This is a genomic window from Bradyrhizobium sp. TM239 (genome assembly GCF_036247985.1).
Classification (GTDB): Bacteria; Pseudomonadota; Alphaproteobacteria; order Rhizobiales; family Xanthobacteraceae; genus Bradyrhizobium; species Bradyrhizobium ottawaense.
Genome location: NZ_BTIR01000029.1, coordinates 69,224 through 90,639, shown reverse-complemented (window position 1 = coordinate 90,639; position 21,416 = coordinate 69,224). Strand labels below are relative to the sequence as shown.

Here is a 21,416-nt window from a genome sequence, read left to right as displayed (position 1 = left end):
GATTCACAGCCTCTGAGGTGTGAGCTGCGCGGCGCGAAGCTCCGCGTGGCGAGCCTCGAAGGATGCACGGCCCCGCTGCCGCAGCCGGGCCGTCGCCCTTCGAGGGCCGCTGAAGAAGCGGCCACCTCAGGGTGACGGTGATGGCGTGGAGTGTGCTGTAACCCGGAAAGAGCTTAGCCCCTCAATTACAGGGCTTGCTGTCCTTGACGTCGAACTTACCCATCGCGCCGGAAATGACGAAGTCGTTGTAGTCGAGCACGAGCTGGCGCGAGACGCCGTTTTCGTAGAGCTCGAACGCCATCGCATAGACCGGCGTCTGCTCGCCCTCTTTCTGCTGGGCCTCGCGGTCGAAATAGCTGACCGTGACCGGCCAGCGCTTGAGCGATTTCATGTGCTCGTCGGAGGTCGACGGATCCGGCGCGGCGGCGCGGTCGGCGGGGATCGGCTGGCCGATCACGGTCAGCGTGTTGTAGACCTTCTGGCCGTCGTCGGAGCCGTCATAGACGGAGAGCTCGAGCAGCGGCTTGCCGTCCTTGGCGGCGGCGATGATGCGCTGGATCTGCTCGGTCGGGAATACGATCTTGCCGTCGAGCGTGAAGCTCTTGGGCGACGGCAGCTTCAGCTTGACGTTGATGTGGTCGCCGTCGCGCTCGGCCGAGCCGTCGACGCGGCCGGCATCGGCCTCGTTCATGCGGGTCTCGATCTTGAAGCGGTAGCTTTTGCCCGCGGCGTCTTCCCAGGAGTTGGAGCGGAGGTCGCTGAGCGTGACCTTGCCCTCGCCGCTGTCGAGCTCGGACACCTGGCGGAATTCGGAGGTGTAGCCCTCGCACGAGCTTCCGGTGAAGTTGTAGAGGATGCGCCCGCGTGCGCTATTCACCGAATTGGAGCGCGATTTCACCAGGCTCAGGTCGTAAAGCGCCTGGTGCGCGAGGAACGGACCATTGGCGGCCTGCGCGGCGTCGCCAAGGCCTAAACCGGCAGGTCCGAAACTGGCCGCCGCGAGCGCCATTACACCGAGCGAAGTCCGGAAAAGGTGCACCATGTCTGTTCCTTGGGGACGCGTCCTTGGGATGCGCAGATTCGGCATTTTAATGACCGTTCCATTGCGTCGCAACTGAGGCCGTTTCACGTAAAGTTGCGGCCCTGCCGTTGAACCAGCGGCCTCGCCTCGGCCAAAGGCAGCCTCCTGCGGGTTGCTTGCATGTGGCGGCACGATGGGCGAAACAGGGCGCGGCCGGCCTTTCTGCGGATGCGCCGGAGCGAATGGAATTCCTGGACAACGAGGTCGAACATGGCGGGCACGGTCGAGCAAAAGCTGGCGGAACAGGGCATCAAGCTGCACGAGGCCCCCACCCCCGTGGCCAATTACGTCCCGTTCGTCCGCACCGGCAATCTGCTGTTCGTTTCGGGCCAGGTCTGCTTCGATCCGACCGGCAAGCTGATCGCCAAGGGCAAGCTGGGCGCCGGCGTCTCGATCGAAGACGGCGCGGCGGCGGCCCGCGGCTGCGCGGTCAATCTGCTGGCCCAGGTCAAGGCGGCGCTCGGCGACCTCGACAAGGTGGTGCGCGTGGTGCGCCTCGGCGGCTTCATCAACTCGGCGCCCGACTTCCTCGACGGGCCGAAGGTGCTCAACGGCGCATCCGACTTGATGGTCGCCGCCTTCGGTGACAAGGGCCGCCACGCCCGCACCACCGTCGGCGTCGCCTCGCTGCCGGCGGACGCGGCGGTCGAGGTCGAAGGCGTGTTCGAGGTCGCCTGACGCGAATGCGCGCTCCTGATTGGCTGACAGCCCGGCCGGTCGCCCATCGCGGCCTGCATGACATTTCCCGCGGCGTTGTCGAGAACATGCCGGGCGCGGTGCAGGCTGCGATCGCTGGCCATTTCTCGATCGAGGTCGACATCCAGCTCTCGTCCGATGGCGAGGCCATGGTGCATCACGACCATGTGCTGGGCCGCCTCACCGAGGCGACCGGCGAGGTCGTGTCGAAGACCGCCGCGGAGCTGAAGGCCGTCAAATTCAAGGCCACGGACGAGCGGATGATGTCGCTGTCCGACCTCTGCTCCTTGGTCGCCGGCCGCGTGCCCCTGGTGATCGAGGTGAAGAGCCATTTTGGCGGCGATCGCAAGCTGGTGAAGCGGATGGCCGAGGTGCTGGCGTCCTACGACGGCCCCGCCGTCGGCATGTCGTTCGATCCCGACCAGGTGCTGGCGCTGCGCGAGCTGTTGCCCTCCCGTCCGCGCGGCATCGTCGCGCAGCGGACCTATGAGGACGACTATTGGGCGAAGCTGACCCAGCCGCAGCGCGACAGCATGCTGTACCTGCGCCACGGCTTCCAGACCCAGCCCCACTTCGTCGCCTTCAGGGTCGACGACCTCCCGGCCCCCGCCCCCTGGATCGCCCGCAACGTCTTCGGCTGCGCCCTGCTCGGCTGGACCGTCCGCACCCCGGAGCAGCGGGCGCGGGTGGGGCAATATGCCGACCAGATGATCTTCGAGGGGTTTGTGCCGCAGGGCACGCTCGTGTCCTGGACAAGCTGCAACGCATAGCGTTGCTGCGCAGAGCCGCCCATCTGTCCGCGAGCGCGCTGCCACATGGGCCCCGGCTCAGCAGCGCACCACTGCGTGCTGCGCTGCGTCCGGGGCACGAGAGCCGTGCTCCCCCACCCTCTTGAAGTCGCTGCTGCAATGCACGATCTTGGGCAACGATGGCATCATCCGAAATCACGCTCGAGGCCGTACCTTCGATTGGCGAGGTATCACCGGAGGATTGGGACGCCTGCGCCAATCCCGGCAAGGCCCTTAACGAAAAGGCATGCAACGGGCTTGGCGCGGGAACCTCATCCGGACTTCCAGGCGATTCCCTCGGCCTCTCAAAACCTGCCTATAACCCATTCGTCTCGCACGCCTTTCTGTCTGCCGTCGAGAAATCGGGTTCGGCGACCATTCGCACCGGCTGGGGCCCGCGGCATCTCGTGGCCAAGGTCGACGGCCGTGTCGCTGGCGTCGTGCCCTGCTATCTGAAATCACACAGCCAAGGCGAGTACGTCTTCGACCGCGGCTGGGCGGACGCCTATGAGCGCGCGGGTGGGCGCTACTATCCGAAGCTCCAGGTCTCGGTTCCCTTCACACCGGCGACGGGGCCGCGCCTGCTGGTCCGCGACGGCGTCGATCGCGAGCGCATCATGGATGCGCTGGCGAGCGGGTTGGTGGCGCTGTGCGGCGTCAGCAAGGCCTCCTCCGTCCACGTCACCTTCGCGCGCGAGGAAGAATGGAAGCTGCTCGCCGAGCACGGCTTCCTGCAGCGCACCGACCAGCAGTTCCACTGGCACAATGAGGGCTTTGCGAGCTTCGACGACTTCCTCAGCACCCTGAACTCGCGCCACCGCAAATCGATCAAGCGCGAGCGGCGCGATGCGCTCCCGGCCGGAATCACCATTCATTGGCTGACGGGAAAAGACATCACCGAGGACGCCTGGGACGCCTTCTTCGCATTCTACATGGAGACCGGCTCGCGCAAATGGGGCCGTCCCTATCTGACGCGAGAGTTCTTCTCGCTGATCGGCGAGACCATGAGCGACGACGTGCTGCTCGTGATGGTCCGCCGCAACAATCGCTGGATCGCGGGCGCGATCAACTTCATCGGCTCGGACACGCTGTTCGGCCGCAACTGGGGCGCGGTCGAGCATCATCCGTTCCTGCATTTCGAGGTCTGCTATTACCAGGCGATCGACTTCGCGATCAAACGCGGCCTCACCCATGTCGAGGCCGGCGCGCAAGGCGAGCACAAGATCGCGCGCGGCTACCTGCCGCGCACCACCCATTCCGCCCACTTCATCGCCGATCCCGGGCTACGCCGCGCCATCGACGATTACCTCAAGCGCGAGCGCGCCTATGTCGCCGAGGCCGGACGCGAGCTCGCCGAGCTCGGCCCGTTCCGCAAAGGGATAGACGAGGCGCCTTGACGCCTCGCCGCGGCTGGTGACAGTAAGCGCAAAATTCTAAGCGCGGATTTCTCGGGGAGCCGTCATGACCGTCTACGACACCAACAACATCTTCGCAAAGATCCTGCGCGGCGAGCTACCCTGCAGCAAGGTCTACGAGGACGAGCACGTCTTCGCCTTCCTCGACATCATGCCGCGCGTCCCCGGCCACACGCTGGTGATCCCGAAGGCCCCTGCCCGCAACATCCTCGACATCAAGCCCGACGATTACGCCCATGTCGCCCGCGGCGCGCACAAGATCGCCGCAGCCGCGATGCAGGCCTTCAAGGCCGACGGCATCACCATCCAGCAGTTCAACGAGCCCGCCGGCGGACAAGTGGTGTTTCACCTGCACATGCACGTGATGCCGCGCCACGACGGCGTGGCGATGCTGCCACCCGCGAGCCGCAAGGAAGACGCCAAGGTGCTGGAAGAGCACGCTGCGAAGCTGATCGCGGCGCTGAAGGGTTGATCGTCATCCCGGGGCGCGCCCCCTTGGCGCGAGCTATGGTGCGCAATTGCGCACCTGAGAATCCATTTCCCCACCGACTCTGACGCCTGATGGATTCCGGGCTCGACGCTTCGCGTCGCCCCGGAATGACAGACTACTCCGTCTCGAAATCGCCCTTCTGCGGCGCCGCCAGCGGCGTGAACTCGCAGCGATCCGGTTTAATGTCGATCAGCGGCGTGTTGTCGAGGCAGTCGAGCCCGCGCACCAGGATCGCATTGCCCTCGATGCCGACCAGCTTCACGATCGACGTGCCGATCGGATTTGGCCGCACCGGCGAGCGCAACGAAAAGGTGCCGCGGGTCTTCTCGTTGTTCTTCGGGCTTTGCAGGATGATGTCGCGGCGCGACTGGTCGAGCCAGTAGAGCACTTCGAGATTGCTGTAGAAATCGACGCCCTTGATGGCCGGCACGAACGGCTCGAAGATCTCGAGGCGGCAGATCGGGCCGTCCTGACGTCCCTGCCGCGGCGTCTCCAGCCGCGACGTCCAGGGCGTGCGGATGCGGCCGATGAAAACGAGACCGGCATCCTGTGTCGGTGGCAGCTCGATGGCGACCTCGCCCTCGCGGAGCTCCTGTTCGCGAACCATATTTCCTGTTCCTTGGCTGTTCGCCGGCGGTTTTAGCCCAACCACCACTTGCCGGCCAGCATGAAGACCTCGCCGGTCACGACGCCCGCAAAGATCGAGCGGCGGGTCAGCAGGAACACGACGAGGCCGGCGGCCACCGCGCCATAACGCAAGGTATCAGGCACGCTCGCCAGCGCACCCGGCGGCTCGACCACGATCTGGGCGATGACGCCGGCGAGGATGGCGGTGGCGACCGCCCTCACCCAGACCAGCAGCTCGGAGCCTTCGTCGATGCCGCCGCCGAACCACAGGCCCAGCATGCGCCAGATCTGGTTGGGAACGACGCCGGCGACGAACAGCACCGCCAGCGCGTGCCAGTCGCCGATCGCTTGCGCAAAACTCACGCGCGCACCTCCCGCCACCAATGCACACCATAGGCGATCGTGCCGGCCACCACCCCACTGACCAGGATATCGACACCGGAGTTCATCTTCGCGGCCAGCGGATACAGCAAGATGCCCAGCACGAGCGCGACGACATCGGCGACCTCGCGGCTGTTGCGCGCGGTCGAGAACAGGAACGACAGCGGCGTCAGCAGCAGGATCGCCGCTCCAAGCGTCTGCGTCAGATTGGCGGCGAGGAAATAGCCGACCGTGTTGGCGACGAGGCACACCGAGACGAGACCAACGCCGAGCCCGTGAACGAAGGCGATGCGCCGTTCACGCGGCACCTGCGGCAGGAAGCGGTGGCACTCGACCCACAATGTCACAGCGGTCAAATGCGCGGCGAAGATCAGCTCGCGCCGCTTGGTCGTCGGCGTGCGCATCAAGGGCAGCACCGAGACCACCATCGGGAACAGCCTGATGGCGCTGACGGTGACCGCGATCGCCGACTGGATGACGGTCGCGCCCGAGCCGAGCGTGGTGATCAGGATGATCTGCGCCGGCCCCGCCCAGACGAACAGCGTCGAGCAAAGCGCCCAGAGCAGGCTGAAATGCGTGTCATGGGCCAGCGCGCCGATGCCGAGATAGGTCACGAACAGCACGATGGTGAGGATCGTCTGCGTGATCGAGCGCAGGCCCCAGCCGAAGGCAAGCCACGGGCTATTCCATTGCGGTGAATCGAGCGGAGGGAGCGCCACGGGAGTTTTGGCCGGGTTGCGGAATCGTGCCCGCATAACGGGCAATGCGGCGCCTTGCGTCAAGGAAGCGCGCGGCGATGCTGGCATGCGTGACACACCCAGCGCCGTCATTCCGGGGCGCGCCAAGCGCGAGCCCGGAATCCATCGGGCCGCAGAGACAGCCTCGCGATGGATTCCGGGTTCGCCCCGGAATGACAGCCTACCCCGCGACACCCCTGTTCTTCAGCACGAAGCAGGCCCCGCCCGCCTTGCGGATGCGATTGCACAGATCATCCGCCTCGCTGCGTGTGTCGGCGCCGATGCGCACCTGGTAGAACGCGCGCGTGCCGCGGCTGCGCATCACGGAGGACAGCAGGCTCGGATCGCGGTCGCCGATCGCGGCGCCGAGCCGCGTGACAGCGCGGGAGTACATCGCCAGTGCCCTGTTGCGGTCGAAACCGGCGGCGAGCTGCACGCCCCAGGCCTTTGCCGCCGCAAGCTCCACGTGCTGCTCGAGCTCGGCGACGAACGCATTCGGCGCGCGCTTGAGCAGCGCCATCAGATCGCGGCAGCTGGTCGGCGGCGAGCTCGGCGGGCCCTTGCCGGTCGCGCCTGCCTTGGCCCAGGCATCGACGCTCGTGCCGGTGATGGCGAAGACGTAGTTGCGGGTCTGCTCCGGCATGCCGCCGGTGCCGGCGAGCCATTCCTGCACGCGCCGCGGCCCGGCATTGTAGGCGGCGGCCGCGAGGCCGAGATTGCCGAACTGGTTGCGCAGCTCGTTGAGGAATTCCGCCGACTTCGGCAATGCCTGCACCGGATTGAACGGATTGAGCAGCCCGCGCTCGCTGGCGGTGCCCGGCATGAATTGCGCGATCCCCTGTGCGTGCTCGCCGCTGCGTGTCGTGGGACCTACCGCATCGGCCTGGAAGCGGCTTTCCTGCCAGATCACCCGGGCGAAGAATTCCAGCGGCAGATTGGCATCGCGCGCGGCGGCCTCGATGATCAGGCAGATCGACTCCCGCGTGTCGCTCTCGCGCGCGTCCGGGGATTTCTCCTGGGGCTTCTCCGGCGGCTTCGCGGGCTCCTCGACGCTCGGCGCCGCGGTGTCAGGCTTTGCGGGCGGATCATCCGCCGCCGGTGCCGGCGTCGCCGAGACGAGCAGTGCGGCGATCACGGGCAATGCAATCCGCCTCAACCATAGGCAGGCACCGCTGTGGCGCGCCCCGGTGCGGCATGCAACAAGGTGATCTGCCCGGTTGTGGCATCCTGCCATGGTTCGATGAGTTGCCAATATGCTGCCTGACCTGTCTCTCCCAATGCGTGACCCCGCCAAACGGATCCGCGTCATCTCCGCGCTTGTCGCGCTCGTGCTGGGCCTCGCGCCAGCCGCCGCGGAGGAGAACCCGCGCGTCACCTCTCAAGCCGCGTCTCAAGTCACTTCTCAAGTCACTTGGCAGATGACCACGGAATATCCCGAGAATAACATCTCCGGGATCGGCCTCACCACCCTCGCCGGTCGCGTGGCCGAGCGCACAAACGGTTTCGTGACTGTGACGAGCGCATTCGACAACAGCCTCAAGATCAATTCGGGCGAGATGCCGCGCGCTGCGCTCGACGGCCGGATCGCCGGCGGCGATGCCTTCGCAGGTGCGCTCTCCGGCATCGACCCGGTGCTCGGATTGTCCACCCTGCCCTTCCTCATGCAGTCGGCCGAGCTCGCCCGCGCCACCAATCTGCGAGCGCGCCCGCTCTATGAGAAGGCGCTGGCGGCGCGCGGCCTCAAGCTGCTTTATCTGACGATCTGGCCCGCCACGGGCCTGTGGTCGGAACGTGCGCTCGAAGGCGCGGACGATTTGCCGAAACTGAATTTGCGGGCCTATGATGCCAATTCCAGCGAGGTCATGCGCGCGGCCGGCGCCAATGCGCAGTTCCTGCCGATGGACGCCGCGCTCGCCGGACTGAAGGAGCATCGGCTGAACGCGTTCCTCACCTCCGGCGACGGCGGCGCGGGGCGCAAGCTCTGGGACTTCCTGCCGCACTTCACCGCCATCAACTATGCGATGCCGGTCTCGATCGCCTTCGTCCGCAGCGAGGTCTTTGCCGCGCTGCCAGAGCCGATGCAGCGCGAGGTGCTGGCGGCGGCCGCCGAGACCGAGCAAAGCCAGTTCGCGCTTTTGGCCCATCGCACCACCGAAAATTATGCGCGCATGCGGGGTAACGGCGTCGCCATCGCCGAGCCGGCGCCCGCCTCTCTTGTCGCGGCGCTCCGGAAAGCGGCGACGCCCGCGATCACCACCTGGGAGGGACAGGCCGGCGCGGATGCCGCCGCGATCGTCGCATGGGCGAGACAGCAATGAAATGAACGGCGGCGGTCCTGCAATCGAATCTCTGCAAGGCCCGCCTTTCGCTCGTGTCGGCCTTATGCCGAGATGGGATTCTCTGCCCTGATCGCGCGGTCCAGGGCATCGATCAACGTTTGCAGCTCGACGAATTTGTTCCGCGCTCGCTCGGCCTTGTCGCGATCAAAGGGAGCGGCCAGCACCTTCGCATGCGTGTCTCTGTCCTCGATCATGCGATCGCGGGCCTTCTTCAATGTCTCAAGTCGCTCGTTCATCTGCGCTCCTCTGCGAATATCTGCTCGACCGCGATCAGGGCCTCAGTCGAAGCCAGTAGGAAGCTCGCCCTTTCGGAAGAACACCGTCGGCTCATCGTCATAATCTCCCATCTCAGGATCGCCGCTGGACGAGAACGCGACCACGCCGAGCTTGCTCAAGGCCAGTCTCTCCGCCGTCCGCAGCGCACCGCTTTCCGACTTGCACACGATGGGAGAGTCGGCCTTCAGATTTCCACCCTTGCCGGCGTTGAACGCCTGCACGACGTACGTTGTTTCGCGGACCATGACGGCTCCCCTGACCTGTTAACAAACGGAATTGACGTCAACGACAGTGAAAGCCGCGCTCAGCGGCGCATCGCCTCGATGAGCGCCGAAATCCTCATCGTTGCAAAACTGGAGAAGGTGTCCGACACGGCATATGGCAGGATGATCTGGTCATTGTGCCTCATCGCGCCGCAGGTATAGACGACGTTGGGGACGTATCCTTCGCGCTCGGACGGTTCAGGCCGCAACAGCGGCTCGGCCGAACGTGCCAGCACCCTGGACGGGTCGCGCTTGTCGAGCAGCGCCGCTCCGATCGAGTATTTCCGGACCGGGCCGACACCGTGCGTCAGCAGCAGCCAACCTTCATCAAGTTCGATGGGAGCCCCACAATTGCCGATCTGGACGAACTCCCAGGGAAACTGCGGTTTCAGGAGGACCCGGCCGCTCTCCCATGTGTAGAGGTCGTCCGAATAGACCAGATACAGGTTCTCATTGTCCTGTCGCGCGATCATGGCATAGCTGCCGCCGATCTTGCGGGGGAACAGCGCCATGCCCTTGTTGTGTGCGGCGGCCCCTCGCAAAGGTGTCATTCGAAACGACATGAAATCGCTGGTCTCGATCAACTCGGACCGGATCGCCCGTCCGCTATAGGCCGTATAGGTCGCATAGTAGGTCTCTCGACCGCCGTCGCTGAATTTGACAAAGCGCGCATCCTCGATGCCGTTAGATTGGGAATCGGTCACGGGAAAGATGACGCGTTCGCTGAGGTCCTCCTCCGGCCCGAACATCAATTCCACACGATCGCCGTCCGGCTGGGATGCGCGATGGCTGATGCGGGGAACCGAGGCAAGGCGCGCCGTCGGATCGACGGCCAGGCTTCCGTCAGCCGCAATCGTTCCGGTTCGAAACGTCAGCGACGACACATGGCCCTCCCCGATGGCCCGGAGACTGATGATGAAGCGCGCGCCTCCTTTCGGTGCTGCCGATTGATCGGGGTGCGGGACGATGCTGGGGTTAAACAAGGCAGAGGCTTCGAACGAATACTCATTGAGAAAATAGGCGCCGACCAGCTGACGCTGCGTCTTCGAGAAGAGGCCATGCGTCGCGAAAGCATCCTCCATTTCATCCGCGCGGGTCTCGAACCGCTCCAGGAGGTTACGATGTCGCCCCTGGAAATTGTCCAGGACGTCCGCGAGCTGATCCGCAACCGCTTCCGGACTGAGCGCAAGAACCCGGTCGACGATATGATTTGCCCGTATCTTGTCGGTCGGGTTCAGGTCGCGGGGTTCGGTCGCCGGCTTGAACGGCCGCACGATAACTCGCGCTGGATCGGGGCGCAGATAAAGCCCCTGCCGATTCAGGAAAGAAACTTGTGACACGGTATCCTCGCCTCGCTGAATGAGAGGATCAGGTTCAGGCGCTCACCGCGCGTAACGCCTTAGGCCTTGTCAGGCTCGGATTGACGCGCGCAAGCTGGCGCATCTCCGCAAGCCCGAGGAGATAGCAAACAACCGACTCGCCCCCGCGGTTTTCGTTGGCGCGATCGGGGTGCAAGCCGTCCCGGCAACTGCCCGTGAGCGGATCGACCAGCGCCACTGAGAGATCGTTGCTGCCGAGGAACCAGGCGAAGGCCCGCGTTGCCCTGGCCTTCCATTCCGCATCGCCGTCGGCACGCCACGCGGCGAGGCAGGCAGCGATCGTTGCCGTTGCCTCCACGGGCTGCTGATCGAAGGCACGGGGATGTTGCCGCCGCTCGCCGAATCCGGCGGTGCCGACCGGGCGGAAATGCCCTGCCGCGGTCGTCTGTTGCGTCATGAGCCAGCGCAGAGACCTCAACCCGGCGTCGAGATATTGAGGCGCCTGCGTCGCCATGCCTGTGAGTATCAGCGCTTGCGGCAGTCGCGCGTTGTCGTAGGCCAGCCCTTCCTCGAACCACACCCAGTCCGGCGTCTCGACCGACGCCAGACAAGCCATCAACCGGTCGGCAAGGGACTGCCGAACTTCCCTGGCATGGAGATCGTCCGGAGTAACCGCGCAATAGGCGTCCAGGCCCAGCGACATGAACGCCCACGCGCGGGGGGAACGAAAGCTCGCCGCGATCGACAATGCCTCGGCGAACAAGGCAGCGGCCCACAGGCGCCGGGCCGGGCTCGCGTCTCGGCGTGCAGCCTCGCCCAAAGCCCATAACGTCCGCCCGTGACTGTCCTCGGACCCTCTGTCTTCGAGCCAGGTTCGATTGAAGCCCATGAAGTTGCGAAATTGCCTGGTGTCAGGGTTCCAGGCGTGCTGCACGAATGCTGCAAACCGGCTCGTCAAGACCTCCGACAGCGGCTGTTCGCCTGGGCCATTGAGGACGCAGGCCAGCAGCAGTGCTCGGGCATTGTCGTCGACGCAATAACCGTGCGCGCGATCCGGCACCGAATGGACCGCGTGCTGGAACAGGCCGACATCATCGCACATCGACAGGAAATGGCCGATCTGCATGTCGGGCGGCGCGGGGCTGCGAGGCTCCGGCGTGGTCGTATCGGAGCGCGCGAAAACCTTCAACCGATGACCTTGCCGCGCATTCTCGAAGACGGACACGTAGCGCTCGGCCACCCGCTCCCAAATCATCATCCGGCTCGCCGCATAGGCGCGCCGGGACATCGCGTGCCGGCGAGCGTCGTCGGTCAGCAAGTCTGCGATCTCGTTGCCAATCGCCGCGGCGTCGCTGAAAGGCACCAGGACGCCGCACCCGTCGGCAAGCAGCTCGCGGGCATGCCAGTAAGGCGTCGAGACGACCGGCTTCCCCAGTCCGAAGCTGTAGGCCAGGGTTCCCGACGTCATCTGAGCCTCGTTGAGATAGGGCGTGACATAGACGTCGCACATCGAGATGAATTCGAGCAGCGTCGCCAGATCGGCGAACCGGTCGACGAACACCACGTGGTCGTCAATTCCGAGTTCGCCCACCCGAGCCATCAGGCTCTCACGATAGGCTTCGCCCTGGTTTCGGACCAGGTTCGGATGCGTTGCGCCGAGCACGACGTACACCGCATTCTCGCAGCGCTTCAGGATCGACGGCATGGCGTCGATCATGATTTCGATGCCCTTGTTCGGTGACAACAGGCCGAATGTCAGGATGACCGATTTCTGCTCAAATCCAAGCTTGGCTTTCGCTGCATCGGGCTCGACGAAGGCGACATCGGGGATGCCGTGGGCGATGACCTCGATCTTGTCGTCGGGCACAAGGTAGACCTCGCGCAGCAGTTCGCGGCCCTTGTTGGCCATTACCACGACCTTCGACGACGCCGCGACGATGCGCTCCACGACCGTCCGTTGCGCAGATGTCGGATCGGCCAGCACGGTATGGAACGTCGTCACCACCGGCATGGCAAGGCGAGACAACAACACGAGGATATGGGCCCCGGCTTCACCACCGAAAATCCCGAACTCGTGCTGCAGACACACGGCGTCGAACCGGCCAGCATTGAGGAAATCCGCGGCCCGCATGTAGTCTTCGATATCGTCATCCTTGATCTGGAACGCGACCGCTGGGGGATAATCATAGGCTTGACCGCGATCGGTCATTGCCACGACGCAAGTCTCGAGATCCTGGCGTGAAATCGATATCGCGTTCTTCAGGTCGGTCGTATAGGTCGCAATTCCGCACCGGCGAGGCAGCGAGTTGCCGATGACGGCGATACGGCGGAGTGGCGTCATGTCGGCACCTCGATGATTTCGCTTGATGTCGGAGCTTGCACGGGGCGGGCAGCCGCGCCGGCGTATTCTGTCGTCCGTCAACCCTCTGCCCGCCCGCTGTGCTTGATTGCAGACATCAACAGCCGCGGCAGATGTTCTTCAGCTTCGCCGCAGTTCGCGCCTCTTCCGCGACGAACGGGTCCTTGTAGGCAGCCCGCGTTGCTTCTCTTTCGGCGGCAGTGGTTTGCTTCGCTTTCGGCGGAAACGCAGCATCGTAGCAGGCGAGCCGTCCGCTCGTGCTCTCGATCGCACGGCAGTCCGGCTCCCTGGCGGCAGCACTTTGCGCGAATGTGCCAAGTGCCAGGGCGACAATAAGCATTTTCATGAAGTCATCTTTCCTCGCGAAGAATCCGGGCGCGCCATTTGGCGCCCCCGCGCTCCTCATGCCTCGAACTGGTCGAACTCGTCAGACAGCAGAATCCGGCCTTGCGGCGTGCATATCCGCACGTCGATATAGCCTTCCTGCAATAGCTCTCTCGCCTTCTTCAACGCTGCGGCGGTCGTGGCGCGCGCCAAGCTGACGTAGCCGCTCTGATCGCGTCCGCTCACCAGATATTGGAGCGGCGTCCTATCCATTCAGAAAAGCCGCAGCAGCCACCAGGAACAACGGAAACAGCGGGACGACCACCGGCGGCACGATCAAATCGGCCGGTCGAAATCGAGGCATACACGCCCCTCCTCGTTCGGCGGGAGCGCTAGTGACCCTCAGTCACCGATGGATGCCATGGAAAGGGCGGTGATCGGATGACACTACGCTCACGCGCCGCCAATAGCGAGCTTTAAAACGGTACGTGGAATCGACCGGGCGGCGTTGCCTTGGCCTTCGGCCTCGTTTAGGTCAAGCAATCGGCGGCAATATCAACATGGGCACGGCCAGCATGGCGGCAATCTTCTTTGATCTCGACGGCACACTCACCAACCCCAAGCCGGGGATCACGCGCTCGATTCAGTACGCGCTGGAGCGGCTGGACGTCGCGGTGCCGAGCGAGGACGAGCTGACCTGGTGCATCGGCCCGCCGCTGCATGCCAGCCTGAAGAAGCTCACTGGAACCGACGAACTCGCCGACCGCGCACTGCTGCTCTATCGCGAGCGCTTCAGCGATATCGGCCTGTTCGAGAACGAGGCCTATGCCGGCATCGTGGACACGCTGACGACGCTCGCCGCGAGCAGCCAGCGCATGTTCGTCGCCACCAGCAAGCCCGCGGTCTACGCCACCCGCATCGTCGATCATTTCGGCCTAAAACCCTATTTCGAGCGGGTGTTCGGCTCCGAGCTCGACGGCACCCGCGTCGACAAGCGCGATCTGCTGCGCTACGCGCTCGACGAGGCCAAAATTGATGCCAGCAGCGCGATCATGATCGGCGACCGCAGCCACGATGTGGTCGGCGCCCGCACCAACGGCATGACCGCGATCGGCGTGCTCTATGGCTATGGCAGCGAGACCGAGCTCAGGGACGCCGGCGCACATCACATCTGTGCCGCGCATCCCGAGCTGCTCGGCCATTGCGTCGTCTAGGCGCTGACGACCTCCACCGCCGCCAGCATGCCGGTTCTGGGATGGCAGTTCAGATATTCGAAGAACTGCTCGTCCGCGGCCGCCACCGTGACCTCGTGATAGAGCCGCAGCTTGGCTGACGGCCCGAGCGTCGACAGATATTTCATCGCCGCTCCGAAGATCCTGACGTGGGTCGGATGCGACTCCGCCCAGCGTTCGAGCGCCGCCAGGCTCTTCCACCAGCTCTGGCCGTAGGACTTTTCGCTCACCCTGCCGTCGGCCTGGAGCACCTGCATGTAGCGGTTGGCATAGCAGCCGATCGCAAGACCATCGTCGCGCAGGAAATCCATGCCTTCTCGCAGCACCGGCTCGACGTCGTCGAGATAGAGCTTTCGCTCGGACGCCTCGGTATCGCTCCAATCCTGGCCGGACCTGATCAGGCAGAGATTGTCGTGCGCCGTCACGCGTAGCCGCGCGCCGTCGCGGATCAATTCCGGGGCGCCGCCGGGCGCCATCGCGTCGGTTTGCGACAGCGGAATGCGGTCGCGCATGCCTCCCCAATAAGCGTGCTCCTGCACCTCGCCGCTCATGCCGCCGGCGATCGAGGCGACGCCCTCAGTCCGGTCGGGCGAGGAGAACAGCGTCTCATGCCGCGCTACAATGGGACGCAGCACTTCGATGAAGGTGCCGATGCCCTCGCGCTGCCGTCCGGTCCAGGCCTCGCGCGCCGGTTCGAACCAGGCATCGAAGCGTGCGATGTCGTCCCAATAGCCCACCGAGACGATGGTCTCGTATCCGGCTTGATCGACATAGTGCGCGCGATCCCAATGCGACGGCCCGCCCTCCGCAGCGAAATGCCGCGCGATGTCGGCGAGCACCTCCGTCGCGACCACCGGCGCCGTGCCGCGATATTGCACGCCGAAATAGGCCATCACGACGCGGCTCACGCCGGGCCTGTAGCGCGCCACAAAGGACGGATATGGCGGCTGGTAATCATCCGGCACGCGCTTGTGGCGCGTGCGCGGGGTTTCGAGATGTAGAGGAATTGCAGATTCCGTCATTGGACCCTCCCCTCGATCTTGGTGATCAGCTCGCTGCCGCGCCAATGTCCGTGGGCTCGACGGCATCCACCGGCAACGCGAACTGCTCGACGCGTTGGTACCGCTTCTTGTTGAGCAGCAGCCGCGTCACGTCGGGCCGCGAATAATGCCCGGCCGGATCTGCGGCGTTCTTGGCGACGCCGATGGCGCCGAGATCGATCTCGGCGATCAATAGCCCTTCCTGGTCCGGTGCCAGCTTGTCGCCGATCTGGCTGCCGTCGGGACCGTAGATCGCGGCAAAGCCGCCGCCGGCATGCAGCAGCGCGTGCTTGTCCGGCCGGTCGCAGAGTTCATCGATCATCGCTTGCGAGACCGTTGCGCAGGGCGCGAGCACGAAGCAGGAGCCTTCCACCGCATAGACGCGCGAGGCGGCGTTGTTGACCTCGGCGCCAAGCGCCGGCGCGAAGGGATCGTAGAGCGAGAAGCTCGGCCAGGCCGCGACGTGCACCTGCTCGTTCTGGGCGTACATCGCATATTTCGACAGCGGTTGAAGATGCTCCCAGCAGCACAGCGCGCCGAGACGGCCGATGTCGGGCCGCGCGTGGACGGCGAGATCGCTGCCGTCGCCCTCGCCATAGACGGTGCGCTCGGCATGGGTCGGCCGCAGCTTGCGACGCTTTGCGATGGTCTCGCCGTCGGGCCCGATCAGCCACTGCGCCAGATAGAGGCTGCCGCCGTCGCGTTCGGACAGGCCGATCACGGCGGTGAGCTTGGCCTTGCGTACGGCGTCGCGTAGACGCTCGGCCTGCGGGCTGTCATAGGACAGCGAATTGTCGAAATAGCGCTGCACGAAGCCGCGCCCGATCGCCCAGGCCGGGGAATCCATCCAGATATGCCAGGGGTAACCGGGGATGAAGGCCTCCGGAAAGGCGATCAGCTTGGCGCCCTTTTCCGCGGCCTCCCTGATCAGCGCGATCGACTTGTCGATGGAGGCGTCGAGGTCGAGCCAGGCCGGCGCGGCCTGCACCACCGCCACCTTGTATTTCGGATGTTCGATGCCCATTGCCGCCTCCATTGCCGGTTGATCGGAAGCCATCTCCGATGCAGTCTATTTGCCCAAGCGGGGCGGCCAGGCGCTCGACCGCGGCGGAACAAAAACTCGACTGGGGGGCTCGCCGGCCGGTACGGGATTTGCCTCCAGTGAGGCTGGATCTGCGCCAACATGCGGTTTTGCGGGATGTGAAAGGGAGGCTGTCCCAATGACAATCCAGTTCACGACGGACGGCAGCCCCGGCTATCGGCGGCTGGCGCTCTGGCAGGACATCGTCTGCGACGTCTTCGTCGGGCTCGACTGCAAGTCCGATCTCGGCAGCGCCTTTCGCGGCTCGGTCACGCAAATCCCGCTTGGCAAGGCCGTGTGCTCCGAGGTCTGCTCCGACCGCCAGCATGTGTTCCGCACGCCCTCCCGCATTGCGCGCTCGGACCAGGATTTCGTCCTGGTGGCGCTCGGCCATCGCGGCAACGGCGGCGTGCTGCAGGACGGCCGCGAGACCGTGGTTCATCCGGGCGAGTTCGCGCTCTACGACACCACGCGCCCCTATGAGCTGAAGTTCAACGACGCCTTCACGCAGACCATCTTCAAGGTGCCGCGCGAGATGTTGCAGCGCCGGCTCGGCGGCACGGAGACGCTGACCGCGATGTCGTTCGGCACTGAGGCACCGCTCGAGCGGCTCGCCTACGATTTCATCTTCCGGCTTTGCCAGAGCGCCGACCGCCTCGGCCCTGGCAACGCCGCCGTTCTGTCGGAACAGGCCGTCGACCTGCTCGCCCTGGCGCTGAGCGAGCGGCTCGGCGAGACGTCGCTGCCATCCTCGACCCACCGCTCCGCGCTGATCTACCGGCTCAAGGCGCATGTGCGCGCGCACCTCGCCGACCCCGACCTTTCATTGTCGGAGACTGCGGCTGCGCTCGGCATCTCGCCGCGCTACGTGAACGACCTTCTCGCCGACGAGGAGACCTCGTTCCAACGTTACGTCCTCGCCGAACGCCTTGCGCAGTGCCGTCGCGACCTCGCCTCGCCCGTGCTCGTCCAACGCCACATCAGCGAGATCGCCTTTGCCTGGGGTTTTAACGACCTCTCGCATTTCGGCCGCGTCTTCCGCGAGCACTTCGGGATGTCGCCGCGCGATTTCAGGCAGAGCCAACTGCGGCACTGAGCAGCCATCTGCGCAAGCCTTCGTCCTGGACGAAGGCAACGCTCGCCAATTCCAGATTGTCTTGCGTTGCGGCGTGGATCAGGCTGCCACGCATGAGGACTGAGACGACGATAAGCGGAAGCGAGCTGTTGCTGAGCGTCATCGCGATCCGTCTCGCCGTGCTGGTCGTGGTGGGATGGGGTTTGACTCTGCTGCCGCAGCAGACGCGCAATCGTCAGATCGGCTGCGCTCCCCCATCCCAGGCAAGCGACGAGGCTAAACTTTTGGCGAAGATCGTCCGCCCACGCATCGTTGATGCCGCGTTCGACGACATGCTTCGGCACGACTAGGCCGTTCCCAAGCAAGGCCGGTATGTGAGCGCGTGATAGGACAAGGCACCCGCTTGCGCTAACCTCGATGCCAAGGCCGCAACGATCAATCAGCGGCTGGTCGAGGAGCATATCGATGGAATACCGACGCTTGGGCCGATCAGGCCTCATGGTGCCCGCCTTGAGCCTTGGCACCGGCACTTTCGGCGGCGTCGGCCGCCTTGCCGCGTGGGGCACGACGGATGCGACCGAGGCACGGCGCCTGCTGGACATCTGCCTCGAGGCCGGCGTGTCGATGTTCGACACCGCGGACGTCTATTCGCTCGGCGAGTCCGAACGCGTTCTCGGCGAAGCCATCAAGGGCCGCCGCGACAAGGTGCTGGTCTCGACCAAGGCCACGTTTCGCTTCGGCGACGGCCCCAACGACATCGGCTCGTCACGGCAGCATCTGCTCGCAGCCATCGACGGTTCACTGAGCCGGCTCGGCACCGACTACATCGACCTGTTCCAGCTCCACGGCTTCGACGCCTTCACCCCGCCCGAGGAGGTGCTCGCAACCCTCGATACGCTCGTGCGCGCCGGCAAGATCCGCTATGTCGGCGTTTCCAATTTTTCCGGCTGGCACCTGATGAAGTCGCTCGCCGTCGCCGACAAGCACGGTTTTCCGCGCTACGTCGCCAACCAGACCTATTATTCGCTGATCGGGCGCGACTACGAATGGGAGTTGATGCCGCTCGGCCTCGACCAGGGGCTCGGTGCCGTGGTCTGGTCGCCGCTCGGATGGGGACGCCTCACCGGCAAGCTTCGCCGAGGTCAGCCGAAGCCCGAGGTGAGCCGCCTGCCCAAGACCGCCGAGTTCGGCCCGCCCGTGCCGGACGAGCACCTCTATCGTGTCGTCGATGCCATCGACGACGTCGCGAAGGAAACCGGCAAGAGCGTCTCGCAGATCGCGCTCAATTGGCTGCTGCAGCGTCCGACAGTGTCGACGCTGATCATCGGTGCGCGCAACGAGGCGCAGCTGCGCGAAAATCTCGGCGCCGTTGGCTGGTCGCTGACCAAGGACCAGGTCGCAAAGCTCGACGCGGCGAGCAAGGTGACGCTGCCCTATCCCTACTGGCACCAGCGCACGACCTTCACCGACCGGAACCCGCCGGCGGTGTAGGCCTCGTTGAGCTGCATCAAGCCCGCTCGCGCCGGCCGTGGCACCCTGCGGCCGTCCCGAGGCTGCCGATGCGCCGATTTGCCATGAAGGCTCTGTTCACGGTCCTCAATCTCACCCGCACCGAGCGGACGCGGATCGACCGGGACCGCGCCGTCCTGATCGTCTCGACGGCGGTGACGCTCGGCCTCCTGGCGCTCTACGTGTTCGGGAAATCGACAGCACGCTGGTAGCGCGGCCGCTCCGGTCCATGCCGACCGCACCGGCGGCCCGCCCGCGGCACAGGAACCGTCCGTGTCCTGCCGGGTTGCGATCCATCCTGCAATTTCCTAATCCGGAGATGAAACACGGCTCGAATCAAACGCGCCTCCACCATGTCGTCCGCCCCCATCGAGCATGCCGACGGCCTGCCGCAGCCGCAGCGCAACCAGGCGGTGCTGACGATTGCGCTCGGCATCATCATGGCGGTGGTCGACAGCGCCATCGCCAATGTGGCACTGCCGACGATCGCGGCCGACCTCGACGCCAGCCCGGCCTTCTCGATCTGGATCGTCAACGGCTACCAGCTCGCGATCACGATCTCGCTGCTGCCGCTGGCTTCGCTCGGCGAGATCGTCGGCTATCGCCGCGTCTATCTGGTCGGGCTGGTGCTGTTCACGCTGGCATCCGCCTTCTGCGCGCTGGCGCATACGCTGCCGCTGCTCACGATCGCGCGCATCATCCAGGGCTTTGGCGCGGCCGGCATCATGAGCGTCAACGCAGCGCTGGTGCGCTTCACCTACCCGCGCAGCCAGCTCGGCCGCGGCATCGGGCTCAACGCGCTCGTCGTCGCCTTCTCCGCAGCGGTCGGCCCGACGCTCGCCGCAGGTATCCTCGCGGTCGGAAGCTGGCCCTGGCTGTTCGCCATCAACGTGCCGCTCGGCGCGGTGACGCTGGTGCTGGGCCTGCGCAGCCTGCCGCACACAAAGCCCGCCAGCCATTCGTTCGACTGGCAGAGCGCGGGGCTTTCGGCGATCACCTTCGGCGTCGGGATCGCGGCCGTCGACAGCGTCGGTCATGGCGAGGCCGCCGTCACCTGCCTCGTGCAGTTCGCCGTCGCCATCGTCGCAGGCGCGCTGCTGATCTGGCGCGAAACCCACATGGCCTCGCCCCTCTTGCCGGTCGACCTGTTGCGCATCCCCGTGTTCGCGCTGTCGATCGCGACCTCGATCGCCTCGTTCTGCGGGCAGATGCTCGCCTTCGTCGCGATCCCGTTCTACCTCCAGAGCCGCTTCGGCTATTCGGCGGTGCATATGGGCCTCCTGATCACGCCATGGCCGATCGCGGTGGCGTTCGCAGCGCCGCTGGCCGGCCGCCTGGTCGAGCGTTATCCGGCCGGCCTGCTCGGCGGCATCGGCCTCACGCTGTTCGCCTGCGGCCTCGCCGCGCTCGCTGTCCTGCCGGCGGCGCCTGCGACGTTCGACGTGATCTGGCGCATGGCGCTGGCGGGCGCCGGGTTCGGTCTGTTCCAGACTCCCAACAACCGCACCATGATCGCAGCCGCCCCGCGCGAGCGCGCCGGCGGCGCCAGCGGCATGCTGGGCACGGCGCGCCTGCTCGGCCAGACCACCGGCGCCGCGCTGGTGGCGTTGTTGCTCGGACGGTATCCGGTTGAGGGGACCAGGCTGGCGCTGCTCGCAGGCGTCGGATTTGCACTCTGCGGCGCGGTGCTGAGCATGCTGCGGCTGTCTCCGGCCGGCGCGCGCGGCGCCGAGCATGTCCGCGTGCAGGACGATCAGCGCCTGCGGGGCGACTGACAGAGCCCACCTTCCGGTACCTGCCATTCCCGTGCACAACCCCTGCGTGGCTTAACTATCCGGACCAATGACCTATTGCCCTCGCGCTCCGGTTGCGCTTCATTGGGGCGGGGAATAAGGGGCATTTCATGCGTTTAGTGGGAATTATGGCGCTCAGCGTCATGCTGGGCGGCTGCGCGTCTGTGACGCGCGGCACGACCGAAAACATCAGCATCTCTTCGACACCGTCAGGCGTGGAAGCCGTGGTCAGCGGACTGGAAGTCCCGACCACCTGCACGACGCCCTGCTCCGTGGTCGTCAAGCGGAATGCCGACATTTCGATCACCTTCCAGAAGGAAGGCTATGAGCCGCAAATCGTGCCGCTCAGCCGGGATATCCCGACATCAGGAGCCGCCGGCTTCGCCGGCAATCTCCTGCTCGGCGGTGTCGTCGGCATGGGTGTCGATGCCGCGACCGGGGCAGCAACCGATCACAAACCCAATCCGGTCATCGTGACGATGCAGCCGTCGGGCCGCGCACGGCCGGCGGCGCCGAAGAAGCCACGACCGCCTGCGGCCACGCCCGCGCCTGAAGCAGGGACGTAGGGGTTCACGTACAGCCTCGAAAACA

General features: G+C 65.4%; 25 protein-coding genes. 12 read left to right on the top strand and 13 right to left on the bottom strand.

Annotated features, from left to right (window positions below; genetic code table 11):
• Positions 1 to 181 precede the first annotated feature (181 nt).
• Positions 182 to 1,042 (bottom strand): cell envelope integrity EipB family protein, encoded by an 861-nt coding sequence (locus tag AABA84_RS34180; RefSeq protein WP_338307773.1) that lies wholly within the window; start codon positions 1,040 to 1,042, stop codon positions 182 to 184.
• Between the two features lie 249 nt (positions 1,043 to 1,291).
• Between AABA84_RS34180 and AABA84_RS34175 the strand changes: the two genes are divergently transcribed.
• The 4 genes from AABA84_RS34175 (at position 1,292) to AABA84_RS34160 (ending at position 4,452) form a co-directional block, all read left to right on the top strand.
• Complete coding sequence (locus tag AABA84_RS34175) at positions 1,292 to 1,759, top strand: RidA family protein (protein WP_024341067.1); 468 nt, start codon at positions 1,292 to 1,294, stop codon at positions 1,757 to 1,759.
• Between the two features lie 5 nt (positions 1,760 to 1,764).
• Positions 1,765 to 2,547, top strand: coding sequence for a glycerophosphodiester phosphodiesterase (locus AABA84_RS34170; protein ID WP_338314311.1), 783 nt, complete (start codon positions 1,765 to 1,767; stop codon positions 2,545 to 2,547).
• A gap of 158 nt (positions 2,548 to 2,705) precedes the next feature.
• Complete coding sequence (locus AABA84_RS34165; protein WP_338314310.1) at positions 2,706 to 3,962, top strand: GNAT family N-acetyltransferase; 1,257 nt, start codon at positions 2,706 to 2,708, stop codon at positions 3,960 to 3,962.
• 64 nt (positions 3,963 to 4,026) lie between these two features.
• The gene (locus tag AABA84_RS34160) at positions 4,027 to 4,452 is read left to right on the top strand and encodes an HIT family protein (RefSeq protein WP_338307769.1); all 426 of its coding nucleotides are present in this window, start codon (positions 4,027 to 4,029) and stop codon (positions 4,450 to 4,452) included.
• 133 nt (positions 4,453 to 4,585) lie between these two features.
• On the opposite strand, the gene tsaA is transcribed toward AABA84_RS34160, so the two are convergent.
• The 4 genes from tsaA to AABA84_RS34140 all read right to left on the bottom strand — a co-directional run bounded on the left by tsaA (position 4,586) and on the right by AABA84_RS34140 (position 7,449).
• Complete coding sequence (gene tsaA / locus AABA84_RS34155) at positions 4,586 to 5,077, bottom strand: tRNA (N6-threonylcarbamoyladenosine(37)-N6)-methyltransferase TrmO (protein WP_338307767.1); 492 nt, start codon at positions 5,075 to 5,077, stop codon at positions 4,586 to 4,588.
• Positions 5,078 to 5,109: 32 nt separating this feature from the next.
• Entirely contained in the window at positions 5,110 to 5,460 is a 351-nt protein-coding gene (locus AABA84_RS34150) for an AzlD domain-containing protein (RefSeq protein ID WP_028143964.1), read from the bottom strand.
• Positions 5,457 to 6,197 carry an AzlC family ABC transporter permease gene (locus AABA84_RS34145; protein ID WP_212245150.1) on the bottom strand — a complete coding sequence of 247 codons (741 nt, stop codon included), beginning with the start codon at positions 6,195 to 6,197 and terminating at the stop codon, positions 5,457 to 5,459. The genes AABA84_RS34150 and AABA84_RS34145 overlap by 4 nt, the downstream gene beginning before the upstream one ends.
• A 199-nt stretch (positions 6,198 to 6,396) precedes the next feature.
• Positions 6,397 to 7,449, bottom strand: a complete 1,053-nt coding sequence (locus AABA84_RS34140; protein ID WP_246550005.1) for a lytic transglycosylase domain-containing protein — start codon at positions 7,447 to 7,449, stop codon at positions 6,397 to 6,399.
• A gap of 19 nt (positions 7,450 to 7,468) precedes the next feature.
• On the opposite strand from AABA84_RS34140, the gene AABA84_RS34135 reads away from it, so the two are divergent.
• Positions 7,469 to 8,533, top strand: coding sequence for a TRAP transporter substrate-binding protein (locus AABA84_RS34135; RefSeq protein ID WP_338314309.1), 1,065 nt, complete (start codon positions 7,469 to 7,471; stop codon positions 8,531 to 8,533).
• A gap of 62 nt (positions 8,534 to 8,595) precedes the next feature.
• Here the strand turns inward: AABA84_RS34135 and AABA84_RS34130 are convergent, their stop codons facing one another.
• From AABA84_RS34130 to AABA84_RS34105, 6 genes are all read right to left on the bottom strand, one after another.
• Positions 8,596 to 8,790, bottom strand: a complete 195-nt coding sequence (locus AABA84_RS34130; protein ID WP_338314308.1) for a hypothetical protein — start codon at positions 8,788 to 8,790, stop codon at positions 8,596 to 8,598.
• A 42-nt stretch (positions 8,791 to 8,832) separates the two neighbouring features.
• The gene (locus AABA84_RS34125; protein WP_212245159.1) at positions 8,833 to 9,075 is read right to left on the bottom strand and encodes a hypothetical protein; all 243 of its coding nucleotides are present in this window, start codon (positions 9,073 to 9,075) and stop codon (positions 8,833 to 8,835) included.
• Between the two features lie 59 nt (positions 9,076 to 9,134).
• Positions 9,135 to 10,433, bottom strand: coding sequence for a glycoside hydrolase family 130 protein (locus AABA84_RS34120; protein ID WP_212245161.1), 1,299 nt, complete (start codon positions 10,431 to 10,433; stop codon positions 9,135 to 9,137).
• A 34-nt stretch (positions 10,434 to 10,467) separates the two neighbouring features.
• Complete coding sequence (locus AABA84_RS34115; RefSeq protein ID WP_338314307.1) at positions 10,468 to 12,753, bottom strand: glycosyltransferase family 4 protein; 2,286 nt, start codon at positions 12,751 to 12,753, stop codon at positions 10,468 to 10,470.
• A gap of 115 nt (positions 12,754 to 12,868) precedes the next feature.
• Entirely contained in the window at positions 12,869 to 13,117 is a 249-nt protein-coding gene (locus AABA84_RS34110) for a type VI secretion system-associated protein TagO (protein WP_212245165.1), read from the bottom strand.
• Between the two features lie 56 nt (positions 13,118 to 13,173).
• Complete coding sequence (locus AABA84_RS34105) at positions 13,174 to 13,368, bottom strand: hypothetical protein (protein WP_097658906.1); 195 nt, start codon at positions 13,366 to 13,368, stop codon at positions 13,174 to 13,176.
• Between the two features lie 302 nt (positions 13,369 to 13,670).
• Between AABA84_RS34105 and AABA84_RS34100 the strand changes: the two genes are divergently transcribed.
• Positions 13,671 to 14,309 carry an HAD family hydrolase gene (locus tag AABA84_RS34100; RefSeq protein ID WP_338314313.1) on the top strand — a complete coding sequence of 213 codons (639 nt, stop codon included), beginning with the start codon at positions 13,671 to 13,673 and terminating at the stop codon, positions 14,307 to 14,309.
• Here the strand turns inward: AABA84_RS34100 and AABA84_RS34095 are convergent.
• The gene (locus AABA84_RS34095; RefSeq protein ID WP_338314306.1) at positions 14,306 to 15,349 is read right to left on the bottom strand and encodes a phenylacetaldoxime dehydratase family protein; all 1,044 of its coding nucleotides are present in this window, start codon (positions 15,347 to 15,349) and stop codon (positions 14,306 to 14,308) included. The two genes, AABA84_RS34100 and AABA84_RS34095, sit on opposite strands and share 4 nt — an antisense overlap.
• 25 nt (positions 15,350 to 15,374) lie before the next feature.
• Positions 15,375 to 16,391 (bottom strand): carbon-nitrogen hydrolase family protein, encoded by a 1,017-nt coding sequence (locus tag AABA84_RS34090; RefSeq protein WP_338314305.1) that lies wholly within the window; start codon positions 16,389 to 16,391, stop codon positions 15,375 to 15,377.
• 196 nt (positions 16,392 to 16,587) lie between these two features.
• Here AABA84_RS34090 and AABA84_RS34085 point away from each other — a divergent pair, with 196 nt between their 5' ends.
• The 6 genes from AABA84_RS34085 (at position 16,588) to AABA84_RS34060 (ending at position 21,391) form a co-directional block, all read left to right on the top strand.
• The gene (locus AABA84_RS34085; protein ID WP_338314304.1) at positions 16,588 to 17,544 is read left to right on the top strand and encodes an AraC-like ligand-binding domain-containing protein; all 957 of its coding nucleotides are present in this window, start codon (positions 16,588 to 16,590) and stop codon (positions 17,542 to 17,544) included.
• Between the two features lie 128 nt (positions 17,545 to 17,672).
• Positions 17,673 to 17,873: a hypothetical protein gene (locus AABA84_RS34080; RefSeq protein ID WP_338307753.1), complete on the top strand. Its 201-nt coding sequence runs from the start codon at positions 17,673 to 17,675 to the stop codon at positions 17,871 to 17,873.
• 115 nt (positions 17,874 to 17,988) lie between these two features.
• Entirely contained in the window at positions 17,989 to 19,014 is a 1,026-nt protein-coding gene (locus tag AABA84_RS34075; protein ID WP_338314303.1) for an aldo/keto reductase, read from the top strand.
• Positions 19,015 to 19,082: 68 nt separating this feature from the next.
• Positions 19,083 to 19,244 carry a hypothetical protein gene (locus AABA84_RS34070; RefSeq protein WP_338314302.1) on the top strand — a complete coding sequence of 54 codons (162 nt, stop codon included), beginning with the start codon at positions 19,083 to 19,085 and terminating at the stop codon, positions 19,242 to 19,244.
• A gap of 141 nt (positions 19,245 to 19,385) precedes the next feature.
• Positions 19,386 to 20,807, top strand: a complete 1,422-nt coding sequence (locus AABA84_RS34065; protein WP_338314301.1) for an MFS transporter — start codon at positions 19,386 to 19,388, stop codon at positions 20,805 to 20,807.
• 128 nt (positions 20,808 to 20,935) lie between these two features.
• Complete coding sequence (locus AABA84_RS34060; protein ID WP_212245186.1) at positions 20,936 to 21,391, top strand: PEGA domain-containing protein; 456 nt, start codon at positions 20,936 to 20,938, stop codon at positions 21,389 to 21,391.
• Positions 21,392 to 21,416: the final 25 nt, after the last annotated feature.

Coding starts and splice junctions, on each gene's coding strand:
- AABA84_RS34180 (WP_338307773.1), bottom strand. CDS start 1,042: ATGGTGCACCTTTTCCGGACTTCGCTCGGTGTAATGGCGCTCGCGGCG.
- AABA84_RS34175 (WP_024341067.1), top strand. CDS start 1,292: ATGGCGGGCACGGTCGAGCAAAAGCTGGCGGAACAGGGCATCAAGCTG.
- AABA84_RS34170 (WP_338314311.1), top strand. CDS start 1,765: ATGCGCGCTCCTGATTGGCTGACAGCCCGGCCGGTCGCCCATCGCGGC.
- AABA84_RS34165 (WP_338314310.1), top strand. CDS start 2,706: ATGGCATCATCCGAAATCACGCTCGAGGCCGTACCTTCGATTGGCGAG.
- AABA84_RS34160 (WP_338307769.1), top strand. CDS start 4,027: ATGACCGTCTACGACACCAACAACATCTTCGCAAAGATCCTGCGCGGC.
- tsaA (WP_338307767.1), bottom strand. CDS start 5,077: ATGGTTCGCGAACAGGAGCTCCGCGAGGGCGAGGTCGCCATCGAGCTG.
- AABA84_RS34140 (WP_246550005.1), bottom strand. CDS start 7,449: ATGGCAGGATGCCACAACCGGGCAGATCACCTTGTTGCATGCCGCACC.
- AABA84_RS34135 (WP_338314309.1), top strand. CDS start 7,469: ATGCTGCCTGACCTGTCTCTCCCAATGCGTGACCCCGCCAAACGGATC.
- AABA84_RS34130 (WP_338314308.1), bottom strand. CDS start 8,790: ATGAACGAGCGACTTGAGACATTGAAGAAGGCCCGCGATCGCATGATC.
- AABA84_RS34125 (WP_212245159.1), bottom strand. CDS start 9,075: ATGGTCCGCGAAACAACGTACGTCGTGCAGGCGTTCAACGCCGGCAAG.
- AABA84_RS34115 (WP_338314307.1), bottom strand. CDS start 12,753: ATGACGCCACTCCGCCGTATCGCCGTCATCGGCAACTCGCTGCCTCGC.
- AABA84_RS34110 (WP_212245165.1), bottom strand. CDS start 13,117: ATGAAAATGCTTATTGTCGCCCTGGCACTTGGCACATTCGCGCAAAGT.
- AABA84_RS34105 (WP_097658906.1), bottom strand. CDS start 13,368: ATGGATAGGACGCCGCTCCAATATCTGGTGAGCGGACGCGATCAGAGC.
- AABA84_RS34100 (WP_338314313.1), top strand. CDS start 13,671: ATGGCGGCAATCTTCTTTGATCTCGACGGCACACTCACCAACCCCAAG.
- AABA84_RS34095 (WP_338314306.1), bottom strand. CDS start 15,349: ATGACGGAATCTGCAATTCCTCTACATCTCGAAACCCCGCGCACGCGC.
- AABA84_RS34090 (WP_338314305.1), bottom strand. CDS start 16,391: ATGGGCATCGAACATCCGAAATACAAGGTGGCGGTGGTGCAGGCCGCG.
- AABA84_RS34085 (WP_338314304.1), top strand. CDS start 16,588: ATGACAATCCAGTTCACGACGGACGGCAGCCCCGGCTATCGGCGGCTG.
- AABA84_RS34075 (WP_338314303.1), top strand. CDS start 17,989: ATGGAATACCGACGCTTGGGCCGATCAGGCCTCATGGTGCCCGCCTTG.
- AABA84_RS34070 (WP_338314302.1), top strand. CDS start 19,083: ATGCGCCGATTTGCCATGAAGGCTCTGTTCACGGTCCTCAATCTCACC.
- AABA84_RS34065 (WP_338314301.1), top strand. CDS start 19,386: ATGTCGTCCGCCCCCATCGAGCATGCCGACGGCCTGCCGCAGCCGCAG.
- AABA84_RS34060 (WP_212245186.1), top strand. CDS start 20,936: ATGCGTTTAGTGGGAATTATGGCGCTCAGCGTCATGCTGGGCGGCTGC.